The 25,419-nt window shown below is 64.0% G+C and carries 28 protein-coding genes and 1 riboswitch; of the genes, 13 read left to right on the forward strand and 15 right to left on the reverse strand.

Annotated features, from left to right (window positions below; genetic code table 11):
* Window positions 1-1,086, reverse strand: a complete 1,086-nt coding sequence (gene cobW, locus QCE88_RS36795) for a cobalamin biosynthesis protein CobW (protein WP_309910538.1) — start codon at window positions 1,084-1,086, stop codon at window positions 1-3.
* A gap of 291 nt (window positions 1,087-1,377) precedes the next feature.
* Between cobW and QCE88_RS36800 the strand changes: the two genes are divergently transcribed.
* Window positions 1,378-1,800, forward strand: a complete 423-nt coding sequence (locus QCE88_RS36800; protein ID WP_309910539.1) for a cobalamin biosynthesis protein — start codon at window positions 1,378-1,380, stop codon at window positions 1,798-1,800.
* 156 nt (window positions 1,801-1,956) lie between these two features.
* On the opposite strand, the gene QCE88_RS36805 is transcribed toward QCE88_RS36800, so the two are convergent.
* Window positions 1,957-2,088 carry a hypothetical protein gene (locus tag QCE88_RS36805; RefSeq protein ID WP_309910540.1) on the reverse strand — a complete coding sequence of 44 codons (132 nt, stop codon included), beginning with the start codon at window positions 2,086-2,088 and terminating at the stop codon, window positions 1,957-1,959.
* 257 nt (window positions 2,089-2,345) lie between these two features.
* Here QCE88_RS36805 and QCE88_RS36810 point away from each other — a divergent pair, with 257 nt between their 5' ends.
* Window positions 2,346-2,870: a hypothetical protein gene (locus tag QCE88_RS36810; RefSeq protein ID WP_309910541.1), complete on the forward strand. Its 525-nt coding sequence runs from the start codon at window positions 2,346-2,348 to the stop codon at window positions 2,868-2,870.
* A gap of 92 nt (window positions 2,871-2,962) precedes the next feature.
* Here the strand turns inward: QCE88_RS36810 and QCE88_RS36815 are convergent, their stop codons facing one another.
* Window positions 2,963-3,172: a hypothetical protein gene (locus QCE88_RS36815; protein WP_309910543.1), complete on the reverse strand. Its 210-nt coding sequence runs from the start codon at window positions 3,170-3,172 to the stop codon at window positions 2,963-2,965.
* Window positions 3,173-3,352: 180 nt separating this feature from the next.
* On the opposite strand from QCE88_RS36815, the gene cobO reads away from it, so the two are divergent.
* From cobO to QCE88_RS36830, 3 genes are read left to right on the forward strand one after another with little or no spacing between them, the layout of a single operon-like run.
* Window positions 3,353-3,955 carry a cob(I)yrinic acid a,c-diamide adenosyltransferase gene (gene cobO, locus QCE88_RS36820; RefSeq protein ID WP_309910544.1) on the forward strand — a complete coding sequence of 201 codons (603 nt, stop codon included), beginning with the start codon at window positions 3,353-3,355 and terminating at the stop codon, window positions 3,953-3,955.
* 5 nt (window positions 3,956-3,960) lie between these two features.
* Window positions 3,961-5,265, forward strand: coding sequence for a cobyrinate a,c-diamide synthase (locus tag QCE88_RS36825; protein WP_309910545.1), 1,305 nt, complete (start codon window positions 3,961-3,963; stop codon window positions 5,263-5,265).
* The gene (locus tag QCE88_RS36830; RefSeq protein WP_309910546.1) at window positions 5,262-5,498 is read left to right on the forward strand and encodes a DUF1289 domain-containing protein; all 237 of its coding nucleotides are present in this window, start codon (window positions 5,262-5,264) and stop codon (window positions 5,496-5,498) included. Before QCE88_RS36825 ends, QCE88_RS36830 begins: the two co-directional genes overlap by 4 nt.
* Window positions 5,499-5,555: 57 nt before the next feature.
* On the opposite strand, the gene QCE88_RS36835 is transcribed toward QCE88_RS36830, so the two are convergent.
* Both QCE88_RS36835 and QCE88_RS36840 read right to left on the reverse strand, forming a co-directional pair.
* Complete coding sequence (locus tag QCE88_RS36835) at window positions 5,556-6,350, reverse strand: CbtA family protein (RefSeq protein ID WP_309910547.1); 795 nt, start codon at window positions 6,348-6,350, stop codon at window positions 5,556-5,558.
* Window positions 6,351-6,359: 9 nt separating this feature from the next.
* Window positions 6,360-6,593, reverse strand: coding sequence for a CbtB-domain containing protein (locus QCE88_RS36840; protein ID WP_309910548.1), 234 nt, complete (start codon window positions 6,591-6,593; stop codon window positions 6,360-6,362).
* A gap of 28 nt (window positions 6,594-6,621) precedes the next feature.
* A riboswitch (cobalamin riboswitch) is annotated at window positions 6,622-6,748 on the reverse strand.
* 48 nt (window positions 6,749-6,796) lie between these two features.
* On the opposite strand from QCE88_RS36840, the gene QCE88_RS36845 reads away from it, so the two are divergent.
* The 3 genes from QCE88_RS36845 to QCE88_RS36855 all read left to right on the forward strand — a co-directional run bounded on the left by QCE88_RS36845 (window position 6,797) and on the right by QCE88_RS36855 (window position 8,168).
* Window positions 6,797-7,354: a histidine phosphatase family protein gene (locus QCE88_RS36845; RefSeq protein WP_309910549.1), complete on the forward strand. Its 558-nt coding sequence runs from the start codon at window positions 6,797-6,799 to the stop codon at window positions 7,352-7,354.
* Window positions 7,355-7,434: 80 nt separating this feature from the next.
* On the forward strand, window positions 7,435-7,797 hold the full coding sequence (locus QCE88_RS36850; protein WP_309910550.1) for a DUF1428 domain-containing protein: 363 nt from the start codon (window positions 7,435-7,437) through the stop codon (window positions 7,795-7,797).
* 56 nt (window positions 7,798-7,853) lie between these two features.
* Window positions 7,854-8,168 carry an antibiotic biosynthesis monooxygenase gene (locus tag QCE88_RS36855; protein ID WP_309910551.1) on the forward strand — a complete coding sequence of 105 codons (315 nt, stop codon included), beginning with the start codon at window positions 7,854-7,856 and terminating at the stop codon, window positions 8,166-8,168.
* Between the two features lie 99 nt (window positions 8,169-8,267).
* On the opposite strand, the gene QCE88_RS36860 is transcribed toward QCE88_RS36855, so the two are convergent.
* Together QCE88_RS36860 and lhpI are read right to left on the reverse strand one after the other, a co-directional pair.
* On the reverse strand, window positions 8,268-8,588 hold the full coding sequence (locus QCE88_RS36860) for a hypothetical protein (protein WP_309910553.1): 321 nt from the start codon (window positions 8,586-8,588) through the stop codon (window positions 8,268-8,270).
* Window positions 8,589-8,680: 92 nt separating this feature from the next.
* Window positions 8,681-9,637 carry a bifunctional Delta(1)-pyrroline-2-carboxylate/Delta(1)-piperideine-2-carboxylate reductase gene (gene lhpI, locus QCE88_RS36865; protein ID WP_309910554.1) on the reverse strand — a complete coding sequence of 319 codons (957 nt, stop codon included), beginning with the start codon at window positions 9,635-9,637 and terminating at the stop codon, window positions 8,681-8,683.
* A 287-nt stretch (window positions 9,638-9,924) separates the two neighbouring features.
* Between lhpI and ppk2 the strand changes: the two genes are divergently transcribed.
* Window positions 9,925-10,827 (forward strand): polyphosphate kinase 2, encoded by a 903-nt coding sequence (gene ppk2 / locus QCE88_RS36870; RefSeq protein WP_309910555.1) that lies wholly within the window; start codon window positions 9,925-9,927, stop codon window positions 10,825-10,827.
* 27 nt (window positions 10,828-10,854) lie between these two features.
* Here ppk2 and QCE88_RS36875 read toward each other — a convergent pair whose 3' ends face one another.
* The 5 genes from QCE88_RS36875 to QCE88_RS36895 form a co-directional block, all read right to left on the reverse strand.
* Entirely contained in the window at window positions 10,855-11,079 is a 225-nt protein-coding gene (locus QCE88_RS36875) for a hypothetical protein (protein WP_309910557.1), read from the reverse strand.
* Between the two features lie 163 nt (window positions 11,080-11,242).
* Window positions 11,243-12,739, reverse strand: a complete 1,497-nt coding sequence (locus QCE88_RS36880; RefSeq protein ID WP_309910558.1) for an efflux transporter outer membrane subunit — start codon at window positions 12,737-12,739, stop codon at window positions 11,243-11,245.
* A 23-nt stretch (window positions 12,740-12,762) separates the two neighbouring features.
* On the reverse strand, window positions 12,763-15,963 hold the full coding sequence (locus tag QCE88_RS36885; RefSeq protein WP_309910559.1) for an efflux RND transporter permease subunit: 3,201 nt from the start codon (window positions 15,961-15,963) through the stop codon (window positions 12,763-12,765).
* Between the two features lie 31 nt (window positions 15,964-15,994).
* A complete protein-coding gene (locus tag QCE88_RS36890) occupies window positions 15,995-17,191 on the reverse strand; it encodes an efflux RND transporter periplasmic adaptor subunit (protein WP_309910560.1) in 1,197 nt (398 codons plus the stop codon).
* Window positions 17,192-17,294: 103 nt separating this feature from the next.
* On the reverse strand, window positions 17,295-18,113 hold the full coding sequence (locus tag QCE88_RS36895) for an alpha/beta hydrolase (protein WP_309910561.1): 819 nt from the start codon (window positions 18,111-18,113) through the stop codon (window positions 17,295-17,297).
* 218 nt (window positions 18,114-18,331) lie between these two features.
* Here QCE88_RS36895 and QCE88_RS36900 point away from each other — a divergent pair, with 218 nt between their 5' ends.
* The 3 genes from QCE88_RS36900 to QCE88_RS36910 all read left to right on the forward strand — a co-directional run bounded on the left by QCE88_RS36900 (window position 18,332) and on the right by QCE88_RS36910 (window position 20,118).
* Window positions 18,332-19,342, forward strand: a complete 1,011-nt coding sequence (locus tag QCE88_RS36900; RefSeq protein WP_409018280.1) for a LysR family transcriptional regulator — start codon at window positions 18,332-18,334, stop codon at window positions 19,340-19,342.
* 243 nt (window positions 19,343-19,585) lie between these two features.
* Entirely contained in the window at window positions 19,586-19,936 is a 351-nt protein-coding gene (locus tag QCE88_RS36905) for a DUF4148 domain-containing protein (protein ID WP_309910562.1), read from the forward strand.
* Between the two features lie 32 nt (window positions 19,937-19,968).
* Window positions 19,969-20,118, forward strand: a complete 150-nt coding sequence (locus QCE88_RS36910) for a hypothetical protein (protein WP_309910563.1) — start codon at window positions 19,969-19,971, stop codon at window positions 20,116-20,118.
* A gap of 51 nt (window positions 20,119-20,169) precedes the next feature.
* Here QCE88_RS36910 and QCE88_RS36915 read toward each other — a convergent pair whose 3' ends face one another.
* The gene (locus QCE88_RS36915) at window positions 20,170-22,692 is read right to left on the reverse strand and encodes an adenosylcobalamin-dependent ribonucleoside-diphosphate reductase (protein ID WP_309910564.1); all 2,523 of its coding nucleotides are present in this window, start codon (window positions 22,690-22,692) and stop codon (window positions 20,170-20,172) included.
* Window positions 22,693-22,861: 169 nt separating this feature from the next.
* On the opposite strand from QCE88_RS36915, the gene mobB reads away from it, so the two are divergent.
* Window positions 22,862-23,386, forward strand: a complete 525-nt coding sequence (gene mobB, locus QCE88_RS36920) for a molybdopterin-guanine dinucleotide biosynthesis protein B (RefSeq protein WP_309910565.1) — start codon at window positions 22,862-22,864, stop codon at window positions 23,384-23,386.
* On the opposite strand, the gene QCE88_RS36925 is transcribed toward mobB, so the two are convergent.
* On the reverse strand, window positions 23,383-23,583 hold the full coding sequence (locus QCE88_RS36925) for a DUF2783 domain-containing protein (RefSeq protein WP_309910567.1): 201 nt from the start codon (window positions 23,581-23,583) through the stop codon (window positions 23,383-23,385). The two genes, mobB and QCE88_RS36925, sit on opposite strands and share 4 nt — an antisense overlap.
* An 8-nt stretch (window positions 23,584-23,591) precedes the next feature.
* Window positions 23,592-25,271: an FAD-dependent oxidoreductase gene (locus tag QCE88_RS36930; RefSeq protein WP_309910569.1), complete on the reverse strand. Its 1,680-nt coding sequence runs from the start codon at window positions 25,269-25,271 to the stop codon at window positions 23,592-23,594.
* Window positions 25,272-25,419 lie beyond the last annotated feature (148 nt).

Here is a 25,419-nt window from a genome sequence, read left to right on the forward strand (position 1 = left end):
TTACGCCTGCACGGAAGCGTTCGCGAGCGCGGCTTCGAAGGCGGGCTGCAACGCGTCCGCGCTCAAGTCCTCGCCGATCAGCACGAAGCGGCTCTGCTGCCGGTCTTCGTGCGCTTCCCAGCGACGATCGAAGTAGCTGTCGAAACGTTGCCCGACGCCCTGCACCACGAGCCGCATGGCCGCGCCCGGCAACGCGGCGAAACCCTTCACGCGATAGATCGTGTGCTGCCCGACGAGCGCCTGCAACGCGGCGATCGCCTGTTCGCGCGAGGCAACCGGTGCGTGCACGACGACTGAATCGAATTCGTCGTGGTGGTGATCGGCGTGACCCGCTTCGTCGGGCGAGCCATGATGATCGTGGCGCAGGTGAATGGTCTCTTCCGAGGCCGCTTCGAGACCGAGCAATGCATGAATGTCGAGCTTGCCCATGTGCGCGGGCACGATCTTCACTTCAGCGGGGATCTCGGGGCGCACGAGCGCTTCGACCTTGTGCAGGGCCTCGGCGTCCATCAGGTCGGTCTTGTTGACGATGACGAGGTCCGCCGACGAAAGCTGGTCTTCGAACAGCTCATGCAGCGGCGATTCGTGATCGAGATTCGGATCGGCCTTGCGCTGCGCATCGACGGCGACCGGGTTCGCCGCGAACTGGCCGCTCGCGGCGGCGGGGCCATCGACCATGGTGACGACTGCATCGACGGTGAAGGCGTTGCGGATCGACGGCCAGTTGAACGCCTGCACGAGCGGCTTGGGCAACGCGAGACCCGAGGTCTCGATCAGCACGTGGTCGATGCTGTCGCGCCGTTCGAGCAACTGTTCCATTACGGGATAGAACTCTTCCTGCACGGTGCAGCAGAGACAGCCGTTGGCGAGTTCGTAGAGATTGCGGTCCGGGGAAGCGGATTCGTCGTCACAGCCGATGCCGCAACCTTTGAGGATCTCGCCGTCGATCCCGAGTTCGCCGAACTCGTTGACGATCACTGCAATGCGCTTGCCCTGTGCGTTGGACAGGATATGCCGCATCAACGTGGTCTTGCCGCTGCCGAGAAAGCCGGTCACGACGGTAACGGGAATCTTGCGGGTTTGCATCGTGGCTCCGGGGGTGGTGTGGCGTTGGGGATGCGTGAGGCGCGGCGGGATGATCTTGCGCGTTTCGCGTGCGTGGCTGGCGAGGACGGTGCGCAGATCCTTGCACGGTCGAGACCGGAGCGAAATGCCGCAAAGCCTTGTCAGGCAAGCCGGACGCAAATTTTAACACGGGGGTTTTGATACGGTAGCCTGTCTGGAAGAGGAAACTTGAAGGGCGTCGCGTTCCAGGAAACGTTCATGCACTGCACGTTAAAATCCCCACTCGCCCCTCGACTACCCACCCGCCTCGCGATGAATCACGCCATCGATCGCGCCTTGCCGCTCCCCTCGAAGCTCGCCGTAGGCATCGGCTGCAGGCGAGGCACGAGCGCCGATGCCATCGAACACGCAGTGCAAGCCGCGCTCGGCCCGCATGCATTCGGCGATATCGCCATGGTCGCCACCATCGACACGAAGCGCGCCGAAGCCGGTCTGCTCGCCTTCTGCACACGCCACCATCTGCCGTTGCGCTTCTTCAGCGGCGCGGAGATCGCGCAGGCGCCGCACACGGCGCGCTCCCATCACACACGCAAGCACCTGAACGTCGATGGCGTCTGCGAGCCTTGTGCGCTGCTCGCGGGCAACTCGGCCACGCTCATCGTGCCGAAGACGATCGATTGCGGCGTAACCGTCGCGATCGCAGCGGCGCGCGGAGCATTCGGAAGCGGCGCCTGATCGCGGGATCGACCCCGCCCTGCATGACTTCCTTGCATCCCAGCGGCTTTGCGACCACGGGCTTGAGTTTGTCGTAACAAAGCCAGATCAGTATGGTCAGTGCCACGAGTTCGAGATACAGATAAAACGCGTCCATCGTGTTGCTCCGAATGACAGTCACCGCTGATTCTTCACGGAAGGATCGATATTGCTTTCACGCGGCCGCAGCGACCAAATCCACCCGAGCAGCACGCCATAAAATACGAGCGAGGCGACACCGACGACGATCACGACAAGCAGGCTGTCCATGGATCTCTCCCTGACTGGTTCACGGATGCAGCAAGCGAAGCGCGATGAGCCCTGTTTCGTGATTCCTCGTGATGCCGTTTCCTTGTTGCGTGACGAATGATGACTGCCATGAATTAGCCCGGCATGAGCACGTCACCCGGGTCGTCGCGCTGCGCAACGTCTCGCTCGCCAGCGCAGGATGTGCTCGCGCCAGCCTCATTCGGCGCTAATGCCCTCCGCGTAGCGTGGCTTCTTCCACTGACTGGAAGGAGGTTCCCATGAGGTCGATGAAAGCGCGCGTGATGGTCGCCGGCGTCCTGGGCACGGCGTCTGCCGGGTTCGACGGTATAGCCGCAGAAGTGCCGGAATATAGCTTTGACATGCGGCGGCATGCGCAACTCGGCCTGCCGGGCGGGCCGGCAGCGGGTGCGATTCCGCAGCCCGAGTTTGCAGCGAGGGCTGCGCAGTCGCAGGACACCCTGGCGGAGATACAGCGCATTCAGATCACGATGCGGCTCGCACAGGAGGCGGTGGTGTGTATCGACTCGATCTTGTCCGAAGGCCCGCATGACTGCTGGGCACGTACTTACCAGATCATTGTCGAACTTGGCCTCAGCCACGGTGTGAGCATCGACGCTCATGCGCCGCCGGATCGCGTCGAATCGGCGCGGTTGAAAGCGGCGCTCGAGGGCTATATCGCCGAGCTGGCGGCTACGGTGCAGCGGCTCTTGCTGGAGACGAACCGGGGCGGCTCCACGCCACCGGTGGTCGTTAAACCACCGGTCATGCCCCGGATACCCTGAGCTGCATCGCTTTGACGAGAAACCCGGCGTCGCGCCTCGTCGCCTGCTCGAAAGTGCCTGGCGACGCGGGCTTCGCCGGGCACGACCGATAGCTACCGGCCCATGCGGTCGTAAGCCCGCATACCGAAGAGGTCGCGTTCGTCGTGAGGCGCGCCCTCGTGGCGCTTCATCCGAAGCACTGCAGCGTCGCGCTTCTCGCACTTCTTGCCTGCGCCATGGACCAGCTTGCCGACCCTCTTCAATCTGACCCGCGCGGTGTAAACTGTGCCGCTCTGTGTCTCGCGCTTCGTGATGGTTTCCATGCTATTCCCGAAGACGGTGCTTATCAGGCTCGAATCAGCACCGAGACAGGCACGACGTTCTGAAGCGTTCGTGTGACTTCGCTGCGCGTTCCGACTACATCAACCCTCAAGCCCTTGTCCGGCTTGGGTTTCCGCGCTGAGCCCACGAGCCGCGGACCGACTGAGAATGTCACTCACCCAATGCAGAAAGATACCGAAGCCCATCTGCGCATGACCCAGCGGCGCAAGGAAGGCCATGAGAAAAAGCAGGCAGCGGCAGATCACGAAAAAGGCCTGCTGATTGTGAACACCGGCAACGGCAAGGGCAAGACCACCGCTGCGTTCGGCATGGCGGTGCGCGTGCTCGGGCATGGCATGAAGCTCGGCGTCGTGCAGTTCATCAAGGGCGCGCTGCACACGTCCGAGCGCGACTTCCTCGGCGCAATCGCGAACTGCGATTTCGTCACGATGGGCGACGGCTACACCTGGAACACGCAGGACCGCGAAGCCGACATTGCCACCGCGCGGCGTGGCTGGGACGAAGCGCGCCGCATGATCGAAAGCGGTGACTACCAGATGGTGGTGCTCGACGAACTGAACACCGTGCTCAAGTACGACTACCTGCCGCTCGATGAAGTACTCGACGTGCTGAAGGCGCGTCCTGCAATGCTGCATGTCGTCGTGACGGGACGCCACGCGCCCGACGCCCTCGTCGAACTGGCCGATCTCGTCACCGAGATGCGGATCGTCAAGCATCCGTATCGCGAGCAGGGCGTGAAGGCCCAGCGCGGCGTGGAGTTCTGAACGCGATGCCGTCCTGTCCCGCCCTCTTCATCGGCGCAAGCGCTTCACACCAGGGCAAGACCACGGTGACCGCCGCGCTGGCGCGCCATCACGCGCGTCGCGGGCTGAAGGTGCGGGTCTTCAAGACCGGCCCGGACTTTCTGGATCCGATGATCCTCGAACGCGCGTGCGGCGCGCCCGTGTACTCGCTGCATCTGTCGATGGTCGGCCTCGACGCATGCCGCGCGCTGCTGGCCCAGGCGGCGAGCGAAGCCGACCTGATCCTCATCGAAGGCGTCATGGGCCTGTTCGACGGCACGCCAAGCAGCGCCGATCTCGCCGCCGCATTCAAGGTGCCGGTGCTCGCGGTGATCGGCGCGCACGGCATGGCGCAGACTTTCGGCGCCATTGCATTCGGGCTCGCGCGCTATCGCGAGGATGTGCCGTTCTACGGCGTGCTCGCGAACCGCGTGGCCTCGCCGCGCCATGCGCAGATGTTGTCGGAGACCATTCCCGCAGGGCTGCTCTACTGCGGGCATCTATCGAATGCCGACGATATTGCGCTACCCGAACGACATCTCGGCCTCACCCAGCCCGATGAAGTCGCGGGCCTCGACGCGCGTCTCGACCGCGCCGCCGACGCCATCGCTGAAACCTCGCTGCGCGCGCTGCCGCCGCCCGTGCACTTCGACGACGCCACACTGCCCGAGCCGCCACGCCTGCTGGCGGGCGTGCGCATCGCCGTCGCGCAGGACGCCGCGTTCTCGTTCATCTATCCCGCGAATCTGGATGTGCTGACCGCGATGGGCGCGACCATCGAGCGTTTCTCCCCGCTCGCCGACGAACCCGTGCCCGCTGATGCCGATGCGCTCTATCTGCCCGGCGGCTATCCGGAACTGCACGCCGCGACGCTGGCTGGCAACCGGCGCACGCGTGCGTCGATCGAAACGCATGTCGGGCATGCGAAGCCGGTCGTCGCGGAATGCGGCGGCATGCTGTATCTCGTCGAGTCGCTCAAGGTCCTCGACGGCACGCAGCACGCGATGCTCGGCATCCTGCCCGGCGCGGCCTGCATGCAGCGCAAGCTGTCACGCCTCGCGATGCAGCGCATCGATACCGCGCACGGCGCGATGACGGGCCACACGTTCCACTACTCGACGCTCGACACGCCGCTGCAACCGCTGCTCAAGGCCGCGCACGCCACCACGGGCGCCGAGGGTGAAGCGCTCTATCGGCAGGGACCGGTAACGGCCACCTACATGCACGCTTACTGGCCGTCGAACCCGGCCGCAACGGCCGCAATGTTTCGCGGCGCCTCGCTCTCACCATGACGCAAGACACTCAGACACCGCTGGACCTGGCCTTCACCATCGAGCGCGCCATGACGCAGGAACCGGTCGGCTCGCCCTGTACGAACGTCTGCAAGCTCGACCCCGATACCGGCCTGTGCCTCGGTTGTTACAGAAGCCGCCAGGAGATCAAGACCTTCCGTTCCCTCGATGATGAAACGAAGCGCGCGCTCTTCGATGAACTGCTCGCCCGCCGCGCGGCGCAGGGCCAATAACCAAGAAAGCCCGCGCTCCTCACGGAATGCGGGCTTCGTTGTCTAAGCACCGGCGGTTCAAGCCGCAGCCATTCTCCGCACCGGCGGCCGCTCGAGTTCACGTGCAGCGAGCGCGCCGAACAGCAGCCCGAGCGTCGTCCAGATCAATGCCTGAATGCCGATGGCGGTCACGCGGAAGTTCCACAACAAGGACGCCGAGAAGCCTTCGGGCACTTCATCGACATGCGGCAGCGCAACCTGCGCAATCACGATCACGACCCCGTAAGCGAGCGCGGCGATGAGCGTCGCGTTCCACGCGCCATGCCGTGTCGTCAGACGCCGCTGCCAGCGCACGGCCCACACCATGGCCGCAATCGAAAGCGCCACCATGGTGAAGAACAGCGCAGTGCGCGGTCCGATCGTCGCGGCATTGCCTACGGCGGGCGGATTGGGCGGGTACTTGAGGAACGGCACGATGGCCACGCTCACGAAACCGAACAAGGCCAGCAGCGCCGACGTGCCCCGCGCATGCAGCGCGCCGAACCGTCCGTAAGCAAACGCGAAGACGAGCGAGAAAATCCCGCCCAGCGCGGTGCCGAACACGACGACGCCGGTCAACAGGCCGAGGCCTGCCTGGGTGCCGCGCGAGACCAGTTCTTCGTCGCCGTGATCGTGGCTGTGACCGGCGCTGGCGGACGCATTGGCGGCGTCATGCTCGTGCTCATGTTCAGGCGCTGCCGCATGCTCATGCTGTTCTTCAAACGCAATGGCCTGCGCCACCGAAGGCTCGCCAAAACCACGCGCGAAACCAAAGCCAATGAGGCCCGCGACCAGTCCCGCGAGCATGCCGCGTATCAGCAGGGTGCGAATCATGACGCGCCCTCAGTGGCAGGGAAAGCCGAGCAGATGCCGGCCGTCGTGAACGAATTCGTGGATGTACATGCCCGAAAAGATCGACGTCGCGCCCTGTTCGGCGCCGACAAAATAAATCGCGATCAGCAGAATCAGGCCGATGAACACGGCCCAGGGCAGGACTTCGCGCACCGGCAGGGGCACGGGTGCGTCGATGGCAGGGGAAACCGGTGCGGCAAAGACCGGTGCGTTGGAAGCATTCATGGTGTTTCTCCAGGGAAAAGCGCGTCCCGATTGACGAACAGCATGCAGCGGGGTCTGACTCGCGGTGCGGCGCATGGCGCTGACGGACCGCTCACAGTGGCGCGACCGTGCCGGGTTTGCACCGGCTTCCTCGCACTGCAGGCTTGCCATTCTATGATGATTGACGGCAAAGTAAAACGATAACCTCAGAATCGCCGATTGCCTTGGAACTCCTTCTTCTCTGTCACGCGGCCACGCGCGCGATGAAAACCGGCCGCTTCCCGGCCGGCGACGAACCCGCCGACGACACCGCGCACGCGCCCTTGCCCGCGGGTGAGATCACGCGCGTCATATCCAGCCCGGCCCGCGTGGCGCGCGACATGGCGGCCGGTATCGCGCACGATTTCGACGTCGATCCCGCCTTCGACGACATCGACTATGGCCTGTGGCGCGGACGTTTGATCCGCGAACTCGCCGATGGCGAAGCCGCGCAACTCAGCGCATGGCTGACCGATCCGCAGGCGCGTCCGCACGGCGGCGAGAGCATCGGGATGCTGGCCGCGCGCGTGATCGAAGCTCTGGCGCGGATCGAACGCGAGATGCCTGGCGGGCGCTGCATCGTGGTCACGCATGCCATTGTCGTGAAGGTGGCCGTGGCGCATGCGCAGCGCAAGCCGCTGTCTTCCGTGTATGCCATGAACGTCGCGCCGTGTTCCGTCACCGTCCTGAGCCGGACTCCAAAAGCACAGGACTGGAGCGTGACGCTGCCACCGCCGGCCTGAACTTCAGCGCGTGCGGGACGCTCCAAGCATGCAGCGCAGCGACTGCGCGAGCCTGCTCTCAAACCGTTCAGGAGACTCACATGGCGCATTACGTGGATGGATTCGTCGTACCCGTGCCGGCCGACAAGATCGAGGCCTATCGGGCCATGGCCGAAGCGGCCGGCAAGATCTGGATGGAGCACGGCGCGCTGCAATTCGTGGAAGCCATCGCCGACGACGTGAAGCCCGGCAAGCTCACGTCCTTCCCGCAGAGCGTGCAGATGAAAGAAGGCGAAACCGTGGCGTTCTCGTATATCGTCTACGCGTCGCGCGAGGAACGCGACCGCATCAATGCGAAGGTGATGGAGGACCCACGCCTCAAGGCCATGATGGAATCGGGCGAGCCGCCCTTCGACGCGCAACGGATGTTCTTCGGCGGCTTCAAGGCCATCGTCGAACTTTGACGCGACTGATATTTCTTGTTGTCTGACCGCGCTTGCCGCAAAGGAACTGCATCGACATGTATATCGCCATGAACCGCTTCAAGATCGTGCCCGGCGCCGAAGCCGACTTCGAACGCCTCTGGACCCGCCGCGACACCTATCTCAAGGACGTACCGGGTTTCGTCGAGTTTCATCTGCTGAAGGGACCGACGAAGGACGACCACGTGCTCTATTCGAGCCATACGATCTGGGCGAACCGTGAGGCCTTCGACGACTGGACGCGTTCCGACGCCTTCCGCGCCGCGCATCGCAATGCGGGCGGCGAAACGCGCCAGCTTTACCTCGGCCATCCGGAATTCGAGGGCTTCGAAGTCATCCAGACCGTCAAGTGACGTCCGGCGAACGATCGGACCAATTGCGCCTTCAACTGTACCCTGAGCACGCGCGTTTTACACAAGTGTGAAAAAACGCGCGTCGCCGACAGGCTCTTGTCAGGCCTTGGCGCCGCGCGCCATACGCTGAAGCGTCGACGAATCGATAGCCGCGGCGCAGATGCGCACCGCTTCCTTCAAGGTGCGCGGACGCCCCGCGCCAAACTGGGATTCGAGCATGGCCACGGCGCGCATGCGCTCGTCGTTGCCAAGCTTCTCGCCGGTCGCCAGTTCAAGCACCGAGATGAAGTAGGCCGCGGGCGGCGCGGCATTGGGCGTGGGACGTTGCGGGCGGCTTGGCCTTGCGCCGCCGCCGCTTTCATGGCCGTCGTCGTGGGCGGGGATCCAGGGGTGCCACTTGCTGTCGTATCGACTCTTCATGAGTGTGTTCGCTGGCTGAATTGCAGGGACGCGCCGTTGCGCGCCTCGTCATTGAGTCAACTGACAGCAAGGACCGTTCCAAGCAGCGTCGTTCAGCGCCCGCCGGCGATTTCCTCCGACAAAAGCCCCCGCGCGACGCGGCAAGCCGCCAGATCCCAGGCCGCACAGCCCACCGACTTGAACATGACGGGCCGGCCGGCGTCCTTCGCTGTCGTTGCGGCCGGAACCGCCAGCGCCTCGGCAAGCGCCTGCACCGCGCTCCACTCCACGCCCGCCAGGATGAAATCGCCGGCTTCGTGATGGGCGCCGGCCAGATCGTCCACATAAAGCGTGCTGCCATGCACGATGTCGGCGGCGATCTCGGCGGCATCGGCGGTGAAGGCTCCCACGCCGATCACGAGCCGTCCGGCGCGCGCGGGCGTCGTGTAGACCGGCGTCTTGCTGGTGGTCGCGGCGATCACGACATCGACCGATGCGGGAATCTCCGCCATCTCCAGCGGCGCGAGGTGGCGGCCAGGCGCCGCATGCGTCTCGCAGAACGCCCGCGCCCGCCCGGCACGCGAACCCTGCACGAGGATGCGCGCCTCCGGATACACCGCCGCCAGCGCCTCGACATGAAACGCCGACTGCCTGCCGGTGCCGATCACCAGCACCTCGCGCGGCGCGCCGCCATGCAGCGCGCGGATCGCCAGCATCGAGACCGCAGCCGTGCGCCGTCCGGTCACCGTGGGGCCGTCCAGCATGAACTGCGGCACGCCGGTGACGGCATCGAAGGCGGTCACCTGACCGTGAATCGTCGGCAGGCCGCGCGCGCCGTTGCCCGCGCATACATTGACCAGCTTGTGCATCGCGAGATCGGCGGCGCTCGCGGGCATCGACAGCATCACGCCGCCCTCGATCGGCACGACCATGCGCTCGGGGCTCACGATGCGCCCCGCCGCGTAGTCGAGCATGGTGGCGGCGAGCATGTCCACGAGACGGTCGTACGGCACGAGGCGGGCGGTCTGCAGTTCGTCGAAACTCTGGAGGGCGCGAGGCGTTGGGGTCATCATGGTTCCGTCTGGCTGGAAGAAGGTGGACATGCCATCGGCATGCCATTGAAGCGCGGGATTATTCTAACGGCGCGCGCAACGATGGCGCGACCGCGTCATAAAGCCACTCAACCGGCACGGCGCGCGCCTGTCACAATGAGTCCCCTGTTCGACGAGCCAGGCGTGCGCGCCGTTGTCACATGCCTGCCATTGGCCTCGGTCATACTCAGCGGACCCGCGCCCTCGTCTCGCGCCGCCTGGCGCAATGCACCACGATCGCCCTGCACACCCATACGGAGCCCACCATGAGCATCGACACGACGGACAAGCAGCGCCGTTTCCACGCGGACCTCATCGACAGTTACGACGAAGAGTTCGAGATGGAAATCGACGACCGCTTTCTGGACGGTGAATCGACTTTCTCGGATGAAGAGCGCGCGCTGCGCAAGACCTATTTCCGCGAACTGTTCCGCCTGCAAGGCGAGCTCGTGAAGCTGCAGGACTGGGTCGTGCATACGGGTCATCGTCTCGTCGTGCTGTTCGAAGGGCGCGATGCCGCCGGCAAGGGCGGCGCGATCAAGCGCATCACACAACGTCTCAATCCGCGCGTCTGCCGCGTGGCCGCCCTGCCCGCGCCGAACAATCGCGAGCGCACGCAATGGTATTTCCAGCGCTATGTGTCGCACTTGCCGGCGGCCGGTGAGATCGTGCTGTTCGACCGCAGTTGGTACAACCGCGCGGGTGTCGAGCGCGTGATGAACTTCTGCACCGACGAGGAGTATGAGGAATTCTTCCGCTCGGTGCCCGAGTTCGAGAAGATGCTGGTGCGCAGCGGCGTCCAGATCATCAAGTACTGGTTCTCGATCACCGATGACGAACAGGAAGTGCGTTTCCAGGCCCGTATCGAAGATCCGCTCAAGCAATGGAAGCTGAGCCCGATGGATCTGGAGAGCCGCCGCCGCTGGGAAGCGTACACGGCGGCGAAGGAAGTGATGCTGGCGCGCACGCACATACCGGAAGCGCCGTGGTGGGTCGTGCATGCGGTGGACAAGAAGCGGGCGCGCCTGAACTGCATTCACCATCTGCTGAACCAGGTGCCGTATCACGACGTCGAGCATTCGCCGATCGAATTGCCCGATCGCGTGTTCAATCCTGACTATCTCCGTCAACCTGTGGCGGATGAGCTGTACGTACCGGAAGTGTATTGAGTCGAGGGTGTCGAAGCGCGGACCGTTTCAGCAGCAGTTGCTGCAAGGAACGTGCTTCACTCTTTCGACCACGCGCCGGCGCATGACTGCATGACGCAGCGCGAACTGATACGCCTGTTGCGAACCCTTGAGCATCACGACGAACATGACCTGCGCGAGGTTGAAGTCGAGCGTGACCATCAGGCGCATCAACAGTAGCAGTGGCAGCACCACCGCCGGCTGATACAGTTGTTTCGCTATCAAGTCTTTCATCATCGGCTCCTTATCCCATGTTGGTATTTTATGGACTGGAGCCTCGCGGATAAACGCCCCGCAGGTGAAGACATATGTTCCGAGAGACGAACAATCAATCGTGCATGCGCATGAGCGTCGGCGCTCAAACAAATGGCCCTGCACGAAGCAGGGCCATGTTCATTTACTTCTGCGCGAGACTCGGTTCAGGCACCGGCGTGGGCTTTGCATCGCCCCAGCCGCCGCCCAGTGCGCGTATCAGGTTCACCGTCGATACCGCCTGCAAGCCCTGCAACTGCACCGATGACCGCTGCGTTTGCAGCACCGTGCGTTCGGCGTCGATGACATCGAGGTAGTTCACCGCGCCCTCGGTGTACTGCGTGCGCGACAGTTGCGCCGCGCGCACCGAGTACTTCACGGCATCGTCCTGCGTTGCGGTCTGGTCTTCGAGGATGCGCAGATCGGACAGGTTGTCTTCCACTTCGCGGAAGGCCACGAGCACTTGCTGCCGATAGCTCGCGACATCCTCCTCATACACCGCCCGTGCGTTCGCGAGGTTGCCCTTGCGGCGGCCGCCATCGAAGATCGGCAGGTTCAATGCCGTGCCCGCGAACGGCCCGAGCAGGAACGTGCGGCTCGACCAGTTGAACAGATCGCCGAGCGTCGCCGATTCGAAGCCGCCCGAACCCGTCAATGTGAGCGACGGGAAGAACGCCGCCTTCGCCACGCCGATGCGCGCATTGGCCGCGGCCATCGCGCGTTCCGCTGCGGCGATGTCGGGACGGCGTTCGAGCAGCGCCGAAGGCAGACCCGGCGGCACGCGAATCGTGACTGGCTTGAGCGGATTGGCGGCCATCGAGAACTCGGCGGGCGTCTTGCCGAGCAGCACCGCCAGGCTGTGCTCGGAGGCCGCACGCAGGCGCTGCACGGTCATCGCGTCCGAACGCGCGGTCGCCAGTTCCGACTTGGCGCGCGCAACGTCCAGCTCGCTGATGTCGCCTTCGGTGAAGCGCCGCTGCACCAGCTTCAGCGCCTGTTCGCGCAGTTGCACGGTGCGCGTGAAGACGTCGGTTTCAGCGTCGAGTTCGCGCAGATTGAAGTAGTTCTGCGCGACGTCCGCTTGCAAGGCCAATTGCACCGAGCGGAACAGCGCTTCGCTCTGCGCGGTGTCCGCGTTGGCCGCCTGCACCGAGTTCGACACGCGGCCGAACAGATCCACTTCATACGACGCGCTCGCCTGCGCGCGCCACAAGGTCTGCGCGGGCACATTGGCGTTCGCCGGCAGGAACTGCGACGCCGGAGAGAACTTCTCGCGCGTCGGGCCGAAGCCCGCGTCGAGCGTCGGGAACAGGCCCGCGCGCGCCGTCTGGTTGATCGCGCGCGCTTCCTTCACGCGCGCAGCCGCCGCCTTCAGGTTCTGGTTCGCGTCCTGCGCCTGCTTTTCCAGATCGTTGAGCGCTGCGTCGTCGAAGATCGTCCACCATTCGCCGCGCAACATCTCTTCCGAGGGCTGCGCGGTCTTCCAGGTGCCCGCTTCCGATGCGTCCAGCGTCTTCTGCGGCGTTTCCTTGTAGGCGGACGGCGCGCCGACATCCGGCTTTTCGTAAGTGGGCGCGAGCGAACAGCCCGCAACCACCAGCAGCGCCGCCATCAGGCCCGGTACACCCAACCATCGTTTCATATGCAACTTGTTCATCATCGACCTCATTGCGCTTCAGGCGAAGCACCGATACCGCGCATCTGCGGATGCGAGCCATGCTTGTCCGTCACGTGTTCGGTGCGCGACAGCTTGCGCAGGATCACGTAGAACACGGGCGTCAGCATCAGACCGAACAGCGTGACGCCGAGCATGCCGAAGAACACCGCGACACCCATCGCATGACGCATCTCCGAACCCGCGCCCGACGACAGCACGAGCGGCACCACACCCATGATGAACGCGATGGACGTCATCAGAATCGGGCGCAGACGCAGCCGGCTCGCTTCGATCGCGGCCTGCACGATGGACCGTCCCTGCATCTCCAGTTCGCGTGCGAACTCCACGATCAGGATCGCGTTCTTCGCCGACAGCCCCACCAGCACCATCAAGCCGATCTGCGTAAAGATGTTGTTGTCGCCATCGGTGAGCCATACGCCGAGCAGCGCGGACAGAATGCTCATCGGCACGATCAGGATCACCGCGAGCGGCAGCGTCAGGCTTTCATACAGCGCGGCCAGCACTAGGAACACCAGCAGCACGCTGATCGGGAACACCCACAGCGCTGCATTGCCCGCGAGGATCTGCTGATACGTGAGATCGGTCCATTCGAACTTGATCCCGCGCGGCAGCACTTCCGCCGCAATGCGTTCCGCCGCCGCCTGCGCCTGTCCCGACGAGTAACCCGGAGCCGGGCCGCCGTTGATGTCCGCCGCCGTGTAGCCGTTGTAGCGCACGACCATTTCCGGTCCATACGTCGGCGACACCTTCACCAGCGACGACAAGGGCACCATGTCGCCATTCGCATTGCGCGTCTTCAGCAAACCAATGTCCTCGGGATGCGCGCGGAACGGGGCATCCGCCTGCACGCGCACCTGATACACGCGGCCGAAGCGGTTGAAGTCGTTCACGTACAGCGAGCCGAGATAGACCTGCATCGTGTCGAACACATCCGTCACCGAGACGCCGAGCTGCTTCGCCTTCACACGATCCAGATCGACGTTCAGCTGCGGCACGTTGATCTGATAGCTCGAGAACGTCGGGCCGAGTTCGGGCGTCTGCGAAGCGCGCTTGATGAATGCCTGGGTGGCATCGGCAAGCGCCGCATAGCCGAGTGCGCCGCGATCTTCCAGCTGCATCTTGAAGCCGCCCAGCGTGCCGAGGCCCAGCACCGGCGGCGGCGGGAACACGGCGATGAACGAATCCTTGATGCCGGCGTACTTCTGGTTCAGCGCGCCCGCGATGGCATTCGCCGACAGCGCCTTGTCATGCACGCGGTCCTTGAAGGGCTTCAGCGTGACGAACACGATGCCTGCGCTCGACGAGTTGGTGAAGCCGTTCACCGAGAGACCCGGGAACTCCACCGCGCTTTCCACGCCCGGCTGCTTCAGCGCAATAGCCGACATCTGGCGGATCACGCCTTCGGTGCGGTCGAGCGAAGCGCCGTTCGGCAGTTGCGCGAAGCTGATCAGGTACTCCTTGTCCTGCGCGGGCACGAAACCGCCCGGCACGACCTTGCCCATCAGCACCGCGCCGGCGAGCAGCACGGCATACAGCACCATCATGATCGACTTGCGGCCGATGACGCCCTTCACACCCTTGCCATACGCCTGCGAGCCGCGATGGAAGACCTTGTTGAAGCCCCGGAAGAAGCCGCCGAACACGCGGTCCATGGCGCGCGTGAGCCAGTCCTTCGGTTCGTCGTGGCCCTTCAGCAGCAGCGCGGCGAGCGCGGGCGAGAGCGTCAGCGAATTGAACGCGGAGATCACCGTCGAGATGGCGATGGTCATCGCGAACTGCTTGTAGAACTGACCCGTGAGACCCGACATGAACGCGAGCGGCACGAACACGGCGACCAGCGTCAGCGCAATCGCGATGATCGGTCCGCTCACCTCGCGCATCGCCTGATACGTGGCCTCTCGCGCTGAAAGACCCGCCTCGATGTTGCGCTCGACGTTCTCCACCACCACGATCGCATCGTCGACGACGATACCGATTGCCAGCACCATCCCGAACAGCGACAACGCGTTGATCGAGAAGCCGAATGCAAGCAGCAGCGAGAAGGTCCCGACGATCGACACCGGCACCGCGAGCAGCGGAATGATCGATGCGCGCCAGGTTTGCAGGAACACGATCACCACGAGCACGACCAGCGCGATGGCTTCCGCGAGCGTATGAATCACCGCTTCGATGCTCGAACGCACGAACTGCGTCGGGTCATAGACGATCTGATATTCGAGGCCCGCCGGCATGTCGGCCTGCAGTTCCTTCATGGTCTTGCGGACTTCGTCGGAGATTTGCAGCGAGTTCGCGCCCGGTTGCTGATTGATTGCGATGGCAACCGCCGACTTGTTGTCGAGCAACGAGCGCAGCCCGTATTCCGACGCCGCCAGTTCGACACGCGCGACATCGCCGAGATGCGTGACCGCGCCGTCCGGCGAAGTCTTCAGCACGATGTCACGGAACTCGCCTTCGTTCTGCAAACGGCCGCGCGCATTCACGTTCAGTTGCAGCGGCACGTTCGGCAGCGTGGGCGAGCCGCCGATCACGCCGGCCGCGACCTGCACGTTTTGCTCGCGGATCGCGTTCGCCACGTCGGTGGCCGTGAGGCCGCGCTGCGCCACTTTCTGCGGATCGAGCCAGACGCGCATCGAGTAATCGCCCGAACCCCACAGCTGCACTTCACCCACGCCCGCGATGCGCTCCAGCCGGTCCTTCACGTTGATCAGCGCGTAGTTGCGCAGATACGTCATGTCATAACGGCCGTTGGGCGAGTTCAGGTGGACCACCATCGTAAGCGTCGGCGAGGACTTGATGGTCGTCACGCCGAGCCGCTGCACGTCCTGCGGCAGACGCGGCAACGCCTGGTTCACGCGGTTCTGCACCAGCTGCGTGTTCTTGTCGGGATCGGTGCCCAGCTTGAACGTGACCGTGGTCGTGAGGTTGCCGTCGCTGTTTGCCTGCGACTGCATGTACAGCATGTCCTCGACGCCATTGATCTGCTCTTCCAGCGGCGAGGCCACGGTCTCGGCGATCACCTTCGGGTTCGCACCGGGATACTGCGCGTGCACGACGACCGAAGGCGGCACGACTTCCGGATACTCGGAGATCGGCAGCTTGAACATGGCGATCACGCCCGCCAGCAGCACGATCACCGAGAGCACGCCCGCAAAGATTGGGCGATCGATGAAAAATTTAGAAATATTCATGACGAGTTCTGTCTGTTGCGGATGACGCGCGTTACTGCGCGGATGCCGTCTTCACGACCGGAGCGTCGCTGTCGTTGTTCATCGCGACGTTGTTGGCCTTGATCACGTCGTTCGGACGCACGCGCTGCAAGCCGTTCACGACGATGCGCTCGCCCGGCTGCAAGCCCTTGCTGATGACGCGCAAACCGTCCTGCGTCTGGCCGAGCGTGACTTCGCGGTACTGCACGCGGTTGTCCTTGTCGACGACCATCACGTACTTCTTGTCCTGGTCCGTGCCGATAGCCTCGTCCTCGACCAGCACTGCCGGATGCGGCGTGCCGCCGCCCACTTTCACGCGTGCATACAGCCCCGGCACCAGCGAGCCGTCCGGGTTGTTGAAGCGCGCACGCACGCGGATCGTGCCGGAGGTCGTATCGAGGCGGTTGTCGACCGAATCGACGACGCCGTCGCGCGAGTAGCCATCCTCGTTTGCAAGACCCAGCGACACCGGCACCTTCGAGCCCGCATCGCGGCCGAGATAGCGCAGATAGGTCTGTTCGTCGACGTCGAAGGAAGCGTAGATCGGCGAGACCGACACCAGCGTGGTCAACAGCGGCGCGTTCGCGCCCGTCGACACGATGTTGCCCACCGTGAGCTCGGCACGCGACACGCGGCCCGATACCGGCGCCGTGATGTGCGTATAGGCGAGATTGATCTTCGCGGTTTCGACCGCAGCCTGCGCGGCCTTCAGGTTGGCGACGGCCTCGCGGGCGGCGTTCTGCTTCTCGTCGTAATCACGCTTGGCGATGGCGTTGTCGGCGAGCAGCCGTTCGGCACGTGCGGCGTCGGTCGAGGTGTAGCCGTTGCGCGCCTGCGCCGCCGCGAGTTGCGCCTGCGCGCGGTCCACTTCGGCTTCATACGGGCGCGGATCGATGGTGAACAGCGCATCACCCTTCTTCACGAGCTGGCCGTCCTTGAAATGCACGGCGACGATGGTGCCCGGCACGAGCGGACGAATATCGACGTGATCCACCGCTTCCAGCCGGCCCGAGTAGCTCTGCCAGTCGGTGATGGTCCGCGCGATCACGGTGGCGACGTCCACTTCGGTGGCCGTCGGGCTGTGTGCGGCCGCCTTGGCTTCGTTCATGGCCGCGTCGCCGTGGCCGTGCAGGGCGGTGTAGCCGCCCGCGCCGGCGATGATGACTGCCGCGCCTAGCGTGGCGTAGATGCGTTTGCGAGTGAAGAACATGGTGAGAGGCTCCGGTTTCGTTGAGATTGTTGTTGTGTGGTGCTGGGCTGGCGTGCCGATTCTTGCGTTGATGTTCCGAACGTTGCGAACCGGCTTCCCGCGCTTATTTGGTGCGCGCCAGCCGCTTTCTGAAGAACGCGACGACATCGGCGAGCGCATCCGGGTGCGCGGCCAATGCATGGTGCGAGGTCTTGCCATGACGCGTGACTTCCGTCGGCACGCCTGCGGCGATCAGTTCGCCGGCGTATTTTTCTGCCTCGATATGCAGCAGATCGTGCTCGGCGCTCGCGATCATCGCGGGCGGCAGTCCGCCGAGACGCCGTGATTCGAGCGGCGCTGCGTATGGATGCAGGCGTTGCGAAGGATTCGGCAGATACGCGCGATACCACTGCGCGCAGTCGCAGGCTTCGAAATCGGGGCACAGCACCTTGCGTTCGTCGGCCATGCGCGTCAGGCTCGGATCGAGCAGCGGCGCCAGCAAGGCCTGCGCGGACATGCGAATATCGCCGCGATCACGCGCGATGGCGGCCACGCACGTGGCGAGATTGCCGCCCGCGTCATGGCCCGCGATGCCGATGCGCAACGGATCCGCACGCTGTCCGCGCGCATGCGCCACGGCCCATTGCGCCGCGCGATAGCCGTCTTCGGGCGCCGCTGGAAACGGGAAGCCGGGTGCGAGCGAGTAACCGACCGACACGACCCATGCGGGCGTATCGCGGGCAATCGTGGCGGCGGCGATGTCCGCATCGTCCAGCGTGCCGCCGATGAAACCGCCGCCATGAAAATAGAGCACGATGGGCACGACCGTCCCATCCGATGCCGGGCGATAGCTGCGCACCGTGATGGGCTGCGCGTGTCCCGTGATGCGCACATCCTCGATGCACAGCCGGGGGCTCGACTCCAGTTCCAACAGTGTTGCCATGGTTATTCGTGGTGCGGGGCCCATGCTGCAAGGCCTGCGCGCATAAGTTGCGATGCTGCGAATTCTGGGGGCCGCGCCTTTCTGGATAAATGCCTATAATCCGGCAACACAATTCGGTCGCCCCGAACAATCGTGGTTATCCCTCGCGATTGTTAGACCGGTCTTTCTTTGGCGTTCGCTTAATTCCTGGCGGCGCAAAGCATTCAAGGTGAGAGAACATGGATCGGCTTCAAGCAATGCAGGTCTTCACTCGCGTCGTCGACACCAACAGCTTTTCCCGTGCAGCGGACACGCTCAATCTGCCGCGCGCCTCGGTCACGACGATCATCCAGAACCTCGAAGCGCATCTGAACGTGCGCTTGCTCCAGCGCACCACGCGCAGGCTCAATCTCACGCCCGACGGCGCCGCGTATTACGAGCGCTGCGTGCGCATTCTCGCGGACATCGAGGAAGCCGAAGGGTCTTTCTCGAACAACGGCAAGGGTCCGCACGGCAAGCTGCGCGTGGACATGCCGGGCGCGATCGGGCGTCTCATCGTGATGCCGCAGCTATGCGATTTCCACACGCGTTACCCGGACATCGAGCTGATGATGGGATTCGGCGACAAGCCGGTCGACCTGATTCAGGAAGGCGTCGATTGCGTGATTCGCGTGGGCACGCTGCAGGATTCGAGTCTCGTTGCGCGGCGCATCGGCGTGTTTCAGGGCGTGACCGTGGCCGCGCCCCAGTATCTCGAACGGCACGGCACGCCCAGGACCATCGACGACCTGCAGGACCACACCGCGGTCAACTATTTTTCGAGCCGCACGGGCCGCGTGATGGACATGGACTTCGTCGTCGACGATAAAACCGTTGAAGTGAAGATGCGCGGCATGATTGCGGTCAACGACGCGGAAGCTTATCTGAGCTGCGGCCTGAAGGGCGTCGGCATCATCCAGGTGCCACGCTTCATGGCGCTGCCGCATCTGCGCGCGGGCGAACTCATCGAAGTGCTGCCGCAATGGAATCCGCTGCCCATGCCGATTTCCGCTGTGTATCCGCATAACCGGCATCTGTCACCGAAGGTGCGCGTGTTCGTCGACTGGGCGGCCGAGTTGTTCGAACGCTGCCCGCTTCTGCAAGGGCAGAAGGATGCCGAAGACCGCTGCCTGCCGACGAGCACGGCATCGCCAAAGGTCGTGCGTCATGGCACGCCGGAAGTCGCGGGTACTGAAGATGTGGTTGCATAGCTAATCAATTTGCTTCCCGGCGCGGCGCCTATCGCTTCGATAGAGGCCGCGCGACATCCCCGTTCAAGCCCGCCCCACAAGCCTCAGCGCGATTGTTCACCGGATTCGATAAATCTTTTCGCCGATCCGGCATTTATCCCCACCCTGCTGTCCGACTAAATTGTTCTGAACGCGGCGTGCTTCAGGCGCAGATTGCAATCCGCAATTGCCCGCACACTGCATCGGAACGAAGGAGTCGCAAGCATGAAACAGCTCATCACGGGGTTCTCTCTGGCCGCCATCTCCGCAGTCGTCACGACGACCGCATTCGCGGAAGGCGGCCAGGGCATCGGGCGCGCAGGCACCTATCAGATGTCCACGCAAGTTCAGCAAAGCACGAGCGAAACACCCAAGACACGCGCGCAAGTCCGCGCCGAACTCGTCGCCGCTTATTCGAACGGCTCCCTCCCCGCCTTGAACCGCAATAGCTATCCGGATCGCAGCATGCTGGGCGATGCCATCGCCGCGCAGAACGCGCAGGCCGAAGCGCATAACCGCGAGATCGTCGAGTACGCCAACGGGTCAGCGGCGCGTGGCGCCGTCACGGCGCGCTGAGCGCATCGAAGGAAAGGAATCACGAGGTCATCATGTTCGAAAACACATCGCTCGATCAATTCTCGGCTCTGGAAGAGCTCTCGGCCGTGACGCCTGTCTGGCGTCCCTTCGTGGAGCACAGCGCGCGTGAGCAGGCTGTCTCGCAGGACTCGCAGGCGCGTTCGGCCGACTGCGCGCATTGAATGCCGGATAAGCGAGGCGCGATGTCCGCGCCCGCTTCCTTCAACCGCTTTTTAACCGCACGCGCCGATTTCTCCGCACGACGTGCAGAAGTCGCAACCGTCCTTGCGAATCACTGCATTGGCGCCACACGTCGGGCATTTGCGGCCGTGCATCTGGGGAAGACCATGAGGATCGATCTCGCCTGGCGCGACAGCCTCGGTTACTTCTTCGCGCTCATCGGCAATGGCTACCGCATGCGGCGCGTCATCGGGGCGTTTGCGCGCAAGCACGCGCGACGGTACCTGCTCGCCTTCTGCGTCGAGAAATCCGCGACGATGAAGAATCTGCTGGATCGCATACGCTAGCGCCGCGACTTCCGAGTCGTGCCAGCGCGGACTGCGATGGCCGTCGAGCCGTTCCACGTCGCCCAGACGCACCTGGCCGCGATCCCACGACACCTTGCGCATGTCCTGCAAGGTGCGCGCTGCAAAGCCGCCACGCGCGGCCAGTGACAGTGAACGCATGGTCGCGGTGATCCATTGTTGTGACTCGTCGCGCTGCCCGGTTGGAATAAAGAATTCAATAGGCCGCTCGATCGTCACGTCCTCGCCGCCAACGCGCCCCGTCACTTCGATGAACGACACCGCGAGATAGAGCGATTTCTTGCCGGCCTGCGTCAGAAACTCGACCTTCTCGATGATCGCCGGCAACGCGCCCTTTGGCCGATGATCGATTGCAATGCGCAAAGGATCAAGATCGAGTTCGGGGTCTGGTGAATCGCTCGGCGTTTCCGCCGGCGTCACCGAGAGCACGGCGCCGAGCGTCTCGTTCGGCCGATACGTCGCCAGCCCTTTCAGGCCGCGCCGCCACGCTTCGAAATAGAGATCCTGGAACTTGTCGAACGGATAGTCGGCGGGCACGTTGACGGTCTTCGAAATCGAGGTGTCCACGAACGGCTGGACCGTCGCCATCATTTCCATGTGATCCTGCGCGGACATCTCGAGCGCGCTGACGAAGTAGGCCGGCAACGCGTTCACATCGCCGCCCATCTCGCGATACAGACGATAGGCATGATCCTCGACGGCGAAGGTTTGCCGCGAGCCGTCGGCCATGCGCTTGGTGCGCTGATAGCTCCACGAGAACGCGGGCTCGATGCCGTTCGATGCATTGTCCGCAAAGGCGAGGCTCACGGTGCCGGTCGGCGCGATGGACAGCAGATGACTGTTGCGGATGCCATGCTCGCGAATCGCGCGCTTGATGTCGTCGGGCAGGCGCGACGCGAACGTGCCGTCTTCCAGGTAGCGCTTTGCATCGAAGAGCGGAAACGCGCCCCGCTCGCGCGCAAGCTCCACGGACGCGCGATACGCTTCGTCACGCATGGTGCGCGCAACCCGTTCCGCGAAATCGCGCCCTTCCTGTTTGTCGTAGCGCAGGCCGAGCATGACGAGCGTATCGCCCAGGCCCGTGAAGCCCACGCCGATGCGCCGTTTCGCTTCCGCTTCGCGCGCCTGTTCGTCGAGGGGCCAGAGCGTCACGTCAAGCACGTCGTCGAGGAAGCGCACTTGCGTGCGGGTCGTGCGCGCGAGGCCGTCCCAGTCGAATGCGGGCGTGCCGCCGCGCATCTGCGCGAACGGTTCGCGCACGAAGCGTGTGAGGTTGAGCGGTCCGAGATTGCAGCAGCCATAAGCGGGCAAGGGCTGTTCGCCGCAGGGATTGGTTGCGCGGATCGATTCGATGGCGCGCAGGTTGTTGTCGTCGTTCATGCGCGACATGAACACGACGCCGGGTTCCGCGACATCGTAGGTGGAACGCATGATCGTGTTCCATACGTCGCGGGCGCGCACCTCGCGATACACCCACAGGCCGTCTTCACGCTGCCGCATGTCTTCCGCCGCGCGCTGGGCCGGCGATGGCTCGGCCTTGTGCACGAGTTCCCAGGCAGCGTCGTCGGCGACGGCTTGCATGAATTCATCCGTCACCGCGACCGACACATTGAAGTTGTTCCAGCGTCCTTTCGTGTGCTTCGCCGCGATGAATTCGAGCAGGTCGGGATGCGAGCAGTCGAGAATGCCCATCTGCGCGCCGCGCCGCGCGCCTGCGCTTTCGACCGTGCGACACGAGGCGTCGAACACGTCGATGTAGCTGCACGGCCCCGACGCCGCCGAGCCTGTCGAATGCACGCGTGCGCCGCGCGGACGAATGGCCGAGAAGTTATAGCCGACGCCGCCGCCACGCCGCATCGTCTCGGCGGCCTGCAGCAATGCGACGTAGATGCCCGGCAGACCATTGCTGTCGACGCCCTGAATCGCGTCGCCCACCGGCTGCACGAAACAGTTGATCAGCGTGGCGTCGATGCCCGCGCCCGCCGCGCTCATGATGCGTCCCGCGCCCAGCGCGCCGCGCCTGAAGTTGTCGACGAACTCCGCCTCGATCTTCGCGCGCAGTTCCTTCGGTTCCGCCAGCGCGACACCTCGCGCCACGCGCCGGTGAATATCGTCCACGTGCGTCTCTTCGCCTTTGGCGTACTTCTCGAGCATCACGTCGATGGAAAACTGCTGCGGTGCGAGAGCGGTGCTGGGATTGTCTTCGGCCATGTCGGATCCTGTGTGCGCTGGGCGGTTCGCGCGTGGGCGAGGCGTGCGTCACGCGCGTCGGCTGAACCTATGAACGTGCCGCAAAGGCGATGCCCGACGATAGCGCGAATTCACCCGGCTTGCCATCGAGCCGTTACACTCCGATGATCTCATCAGCCGATCACTTCGCATGATTACGCGTCATCCGCCGCTCTTCGGCATTGCGGGCCGCTCGGGCCAGGGCAAGACCACGCTGATCGAAGGGCTGCTGCCGTGGATGCGCGCGCACGGTCTCGTGGTCAACGTCATCAAGCACAGTCATCATTCGATTGAACTCGAGCCGCCCGGCAAGGACAGCGCGCGTTTTCGGCGCGCGGGCGCGGGCGAAGTGCTGATCGCATCGCCGTTTCGTTATGCCATTGTGCGGGAACTGCATGACGCCGATGAACCGCCGCTCGCCGAGCTTGCGGCGCGGCTCTCGGATGCTGACCTTGTCATCGTCGAAGGCTTCGCGCGCGAGTCTGTTCCACGGCTTGAAGTGGTGCGGCCTTCCACGGGCCGCGAACCGCTCTACAAGACCGACGTCGCTATCCTGGCCATCGCCACCGATGCGCCCGAGGCCGTCGAATCGACCCTGCCGATGCTCGATCTGAATGACATCGCGAGCATTGGCGCATTCATCTGCAAGACCATCGGCTTGACACTGAAACGCTAGCGCCCGGCGATGCCGCGACGCGCCATCGCCAGCGCTTCCTTCAGGACTTCGCCATCGCCGATATGATTCGCCAGCAGCAGGATGAGCCGTGCGTTGAGCATCTGACTTGCTTCGTCCGAGAGCCCGTCGTGCGTCTCGATGAGGCGCTCGTAGAACGCATCGTGGTCCGCGATATTCAGTTCGAGATTGAGCTTCATGCGCGTCGTCATCCGTTGCAGGTTGCGCGGTCGAGCGCGGCCGTCACGCGTGCGGCGTCGAAGCGACGCCAGCGTGCGCACACGTGCTGGTCGGGGCGCAGCAGATAGAAGGTGCCTGGCTGTGCGTCGAAACGATGCGCAACCATCCCTTCGACATCTTCCACCACGGTCACGCCTTCGACGCTGCACGCCATGCCGCGCGGCACCACGAGCAGCAGGCGCACCGGCAGCCTTCCGCGATGCAGCGCCGCAAGGCTCTGCAAGCAGGCGTCGGGACCATGGTTGAGGCCGCAGAAGTAAAGGCCCGCAAACGCGCCGCCGTGAGTCTGCGCAAGCAGCCATGCCGGTTGGCCATCGACCTGAACGGGCGCATCCGCGCACGGCGCGCCGGGCACCATTGCGCTGTCGAATGGGTCATCGGCGTCATCGGGCGTGTTCAGGGGCGAATCACGCAGCACGGCCGGCACGGACAGCCGCCCGCTGTTCGCCAGACGGCGCGCGAACGGACAGTCCTTCGCGAGTTCCAGCGTCGCGTCGCGGAAGAGCCGCGAGACCGCGCTCTTGGGTGTGATGAAGTCGGTGGCGCGAGTCGAGTTGAGGATGTTTTCGTCGGCGGCGTACTCGCGCTCGGATGCGTAGGTGTCGAGCAAGATATGCGGTGCAGCGCCCTTCAGGACGAGCGCGAGTTTCCACGCAAGATTGTCCGCGTCCTGCACACCGCTGTTCGCGCCGCGTGCACCGAACGGCGACACGCCATGCGCCGCATCGCCCGCGAAGATCACGCGGCCATGCCTGAAATGCTCCATTCTCGAGCAGGAAAACGTGTAGACGCTGACCCATTCGAGTTCGAACTCGGCGTCTTCGCCAAGCAGCGCCCGCACTCTGGGAATCACGCGCTCCGGCGCTTTCTCCGCTACCGGATCGGCATCCCAGCCCAGTTGAAAATCGATGCGCCAGATGTCGTCCGGTTGACGATGCAGCAGCACCGACTGGTTGCGATGAAACGGTGGATCGAACCAGAACCAGCGCTCGGTGGGGAACGGCGCTTTCATCTTCACATCGGCGATGAGGAAGCGGTCCTTGAAGGTGCGGCCCTGGCTGTCGAGGCGCAGTGCATGACGCATCGCGCTGCGCGAGCCGTCCGCGGCCACCATGTATTGAGCCTTCAGAAGGTAAGCGCCATCGGGCGTATCGATGTGCAACTCGACATGATCGTCATGCTGCGTCACGCCGGACACGCTGCTCTTCCAGCGTAACGTCAGGTTGCCCAGTTGCATCGCCCGTTCGGCGAGGAAGCCTTCGACGTAGTACTGCTGCAGGTTGATGAACGCCGGCCGTGCATGACCGGTTTCGGGTAACAGGTTGAAGGCGTAGACCAGTTCTTCGTGCAGGAACACCTTGCCGACGTTCCAGCTCACGCCCTTCTCCATCATCCGGTCGCCACAGCCCAGGCGGTCGAAGATCTCCAGCGTGCGCTTCGCGAAGCAGATTGCGCGCGAGCCCGTCGAGACGGTGTCGTCGTTATCGATCAGCACGGTGCGCACGCCTTGCTGAGCGAGATCGACCGCCGTCGCCAGGCCGACCGGACCCGCGCCGATGACGGCCACCGGATAAGGCTCGGGCGGGGGTGCATCGTGATCGGGCGCGCGTTGGTATTCAAAACGCAAAGTGCCGTCATTCGCGGGCATTGGGTTCGTCTCCATCGGCGGGCGTGAAGCCTCTTCGTGCTGTCGAGCATTTTTCTCGACAATTCATTATTGTAGAACTCGTTTTATATTATTGAATTTGCGTTTACCCGCAGAAAAGTGGGCGGTGTTCCAACCCGCGCTTACATTC

The sequence above is a fragment of the Caballeronia sp. LZ035 genome (assembly GCF_031451175.1).
In the GTDB taxonomy this organism is placed as follows: domain Bacteria; phylum Pseudomonadota; class Gammaproteobacteria; order Burkholderiales; family Burkholderiaceae; genus Caballeronia.

Excerpts from the sequence above, each read along its gene's own strand:
- QCE88_RS36840 (WP_309910548.1), bottom strand. The coding sequence starts at position 6,593 with ATGAATGCTTCCAACGCACCGGTCTTTGCCGCACCGGTTTCCCCTGCC.
- QCE88_RS36855 (WP_309910551.1), top strand. The coding sequence starts at position 7,854 with ATGTATATCGCCATGAACCGCTTCAAGATCGTGCCCGGCGCCGAAGCC.
- QCE88_RS36825 (WP_309910545.1), top strand. The coding sequence starts at position 3,961 with ATGCCGTCCTGTCCCGCCCTCTTCATCGGCGCAAGCGCTTCACACCAG.
- cobO (WP_309910544.1), top strand. The coding sequence starts at position 3,353 with ATGCAGAAAGATACCGAAGCCCATCTGCGCATGACCCAGCGGCGCAAG.
- QCE88_RS36805 (WP_309910540.1), bottom strand. The coding sequence starts at position 2,088 with ATGGACAGCCTGCTTGTCGTGATCGTCGTCGGTGTCGCCTCGCTCGTA.
- QCE88_RS36915 (WP_309910564.1), bottom strand. The coding sequence starts at position 22,692 with ATGGCCGAAGACAATCCCAGCACCGCTCTCGCACCGCAGCAGTTTTCC.
- mobB (WP_309910565.1), top strand. The coding sequence starts at position 22,862 with ATGATTACGCGTCATCCGCCGCTCTTCGGCATTGCGGGCCGCTCGGGC.
- QCE88_RS36835 (WP_309910547.1), bottom strand. The coding sequence starts at position 6,350 with ATGATTCGCACCCTGCTGATACGCGGCATGCTCGCGGGACTGGTCGCG.
- QCE88_RS36800 (WP_309910539.1), top strand. The coding sequence starts at position 1,378 with ATGAATCACGCCATCGATCGCGCCTTGCCGCTCCCCTCGAAGCTCGCC.
- ppk2 (WP_309910555.1), top strand. The coding sequence starts at position 9,925 with ATGAGCATCGACACGACGGACAAGCAGCGCCGTTTCCACGCGGACCTC.
- QCE88_RS36885 (WP_309910559.1), bottom strand. The coding sequence starts at position 15,963 with ATGAATATTTCTAAATTTTTCATCGATCGCCCAATCTTTGCGGGCGTG.
- QCE88_RS36875 (WP_309910557.1), bottom strand. The coding sequence starts at position 11,079 with ATGAAAGACTTGATAGCGAAACAACTGTATCAGCCGGCGGTGGTGCTG.
- lhpI (WP_309910554.1), bottom strand. The coding sequence starts at position 9,637 with ATGACCCCAACGCCTCGCGCCCTCCAGAGTTTCGACGAACTGCAGACC.
- QCE88_RS36890 (WP_309910560.1), bottom strand. The coding sequence starts at position 17,191 with ATGTTCTTCACTCGCAAACGCATCTACGCCACGCTAGGCGCGGCAGTC.
- QCE88_RS36830 (WP_309910546.1), top strand. The coding sequence starts at position 5,262 with ATGACGCAAGACACTCAGACACCGCTGGACCTGGCCTTCACCATCGAG.
- QCE88_RS36895 (WP_309910561.1), bottom strand. The coding sequence starts at position 18,113 with ATGGCAACACTGTTGGAACTGGAGTCGAGCCCCCGGCTGTGCATCGAG.
- QCE88_RS36925 (WP_309910567.1), bottom strand. The coding sequence starts at position 23,583 with ATGAAGCTCAATCTCGAACTGAATATCGCGGACCACGATGCGTTCTAC.
- QCE88_RS36905 (WP_309910562.1), top strand. The coding sequence starts at position 19,586 with ATGAAACAGCTCATCACGGGGTTCTCTCTGGCCGCCATCTCCGCAGTC.
- QCE88_RS36900 (WP_409018280.1), top strand. The coding sequence starts at position 18,332 with ATGGATCGGCTTCAAGCAATGCAGGTCTTCACTCGCGTCGTCGACACC.
- QCE88_RS36810 (WP_309910541.1), top strand. The coding sequence starts at position 2,346 with ATGAGGTCGATGAAAGCGCGCGTGATGGTCGCCGGCGTCCTGGGCACG.
- QCE88_RS36910 (WP_309910563.1), top strand. The coding sequence starts at position 19,969 with ATGTTCGAAAACACATCGCTCGATCAATTCTCGGCTCTGGAAGAGCTC.
- QCE88_RS36930 (WP_309910569.1), bottom strand. The coding sequence starts at position 25,271 with ATGCCCGCGAATGACGGCACTTTGCGTTTTGAATACCAACGCGCGCCC.
- cobW (WP_309910538.1), bottom strand. The coding sequence starts at position 1,086 with ATGCAAACCCGCAAGATTCCCGTTACCGTCGTGACCGGCTTTCTCGGC.
- QCE88_RS36815 (WP_309910543.1), bottom strand. The coding sequence starts at position 3,172 with ATGGAAACCATCACGAAGCGCGAGACACAGAGCGGCACAGTTTACACC.
- QCE88_RS36860 (WP_309910553.1), bottom strand. The coding sequence starts at position 8,588 with ATGAAGAGTCGATACGACAGCAAGTGGCACCCCTGGATCCCCGCCCAC.
- QCE88_RS36850 (WP_309910550.1), top strand. The coding sequence starts at position 7,435 with ATGGCGCATTACGTGGATGGATTCGTCGTACCCGTGCCGGCCGACAAG.
- QCE88_RS36880 (WP_309910558.1), bottom strand. The coding sequence starts at position 12,739 with ATGAAACGATGGTTGGGTGTACCGGGCCTGATGGCGGCGCTGCTGGTG.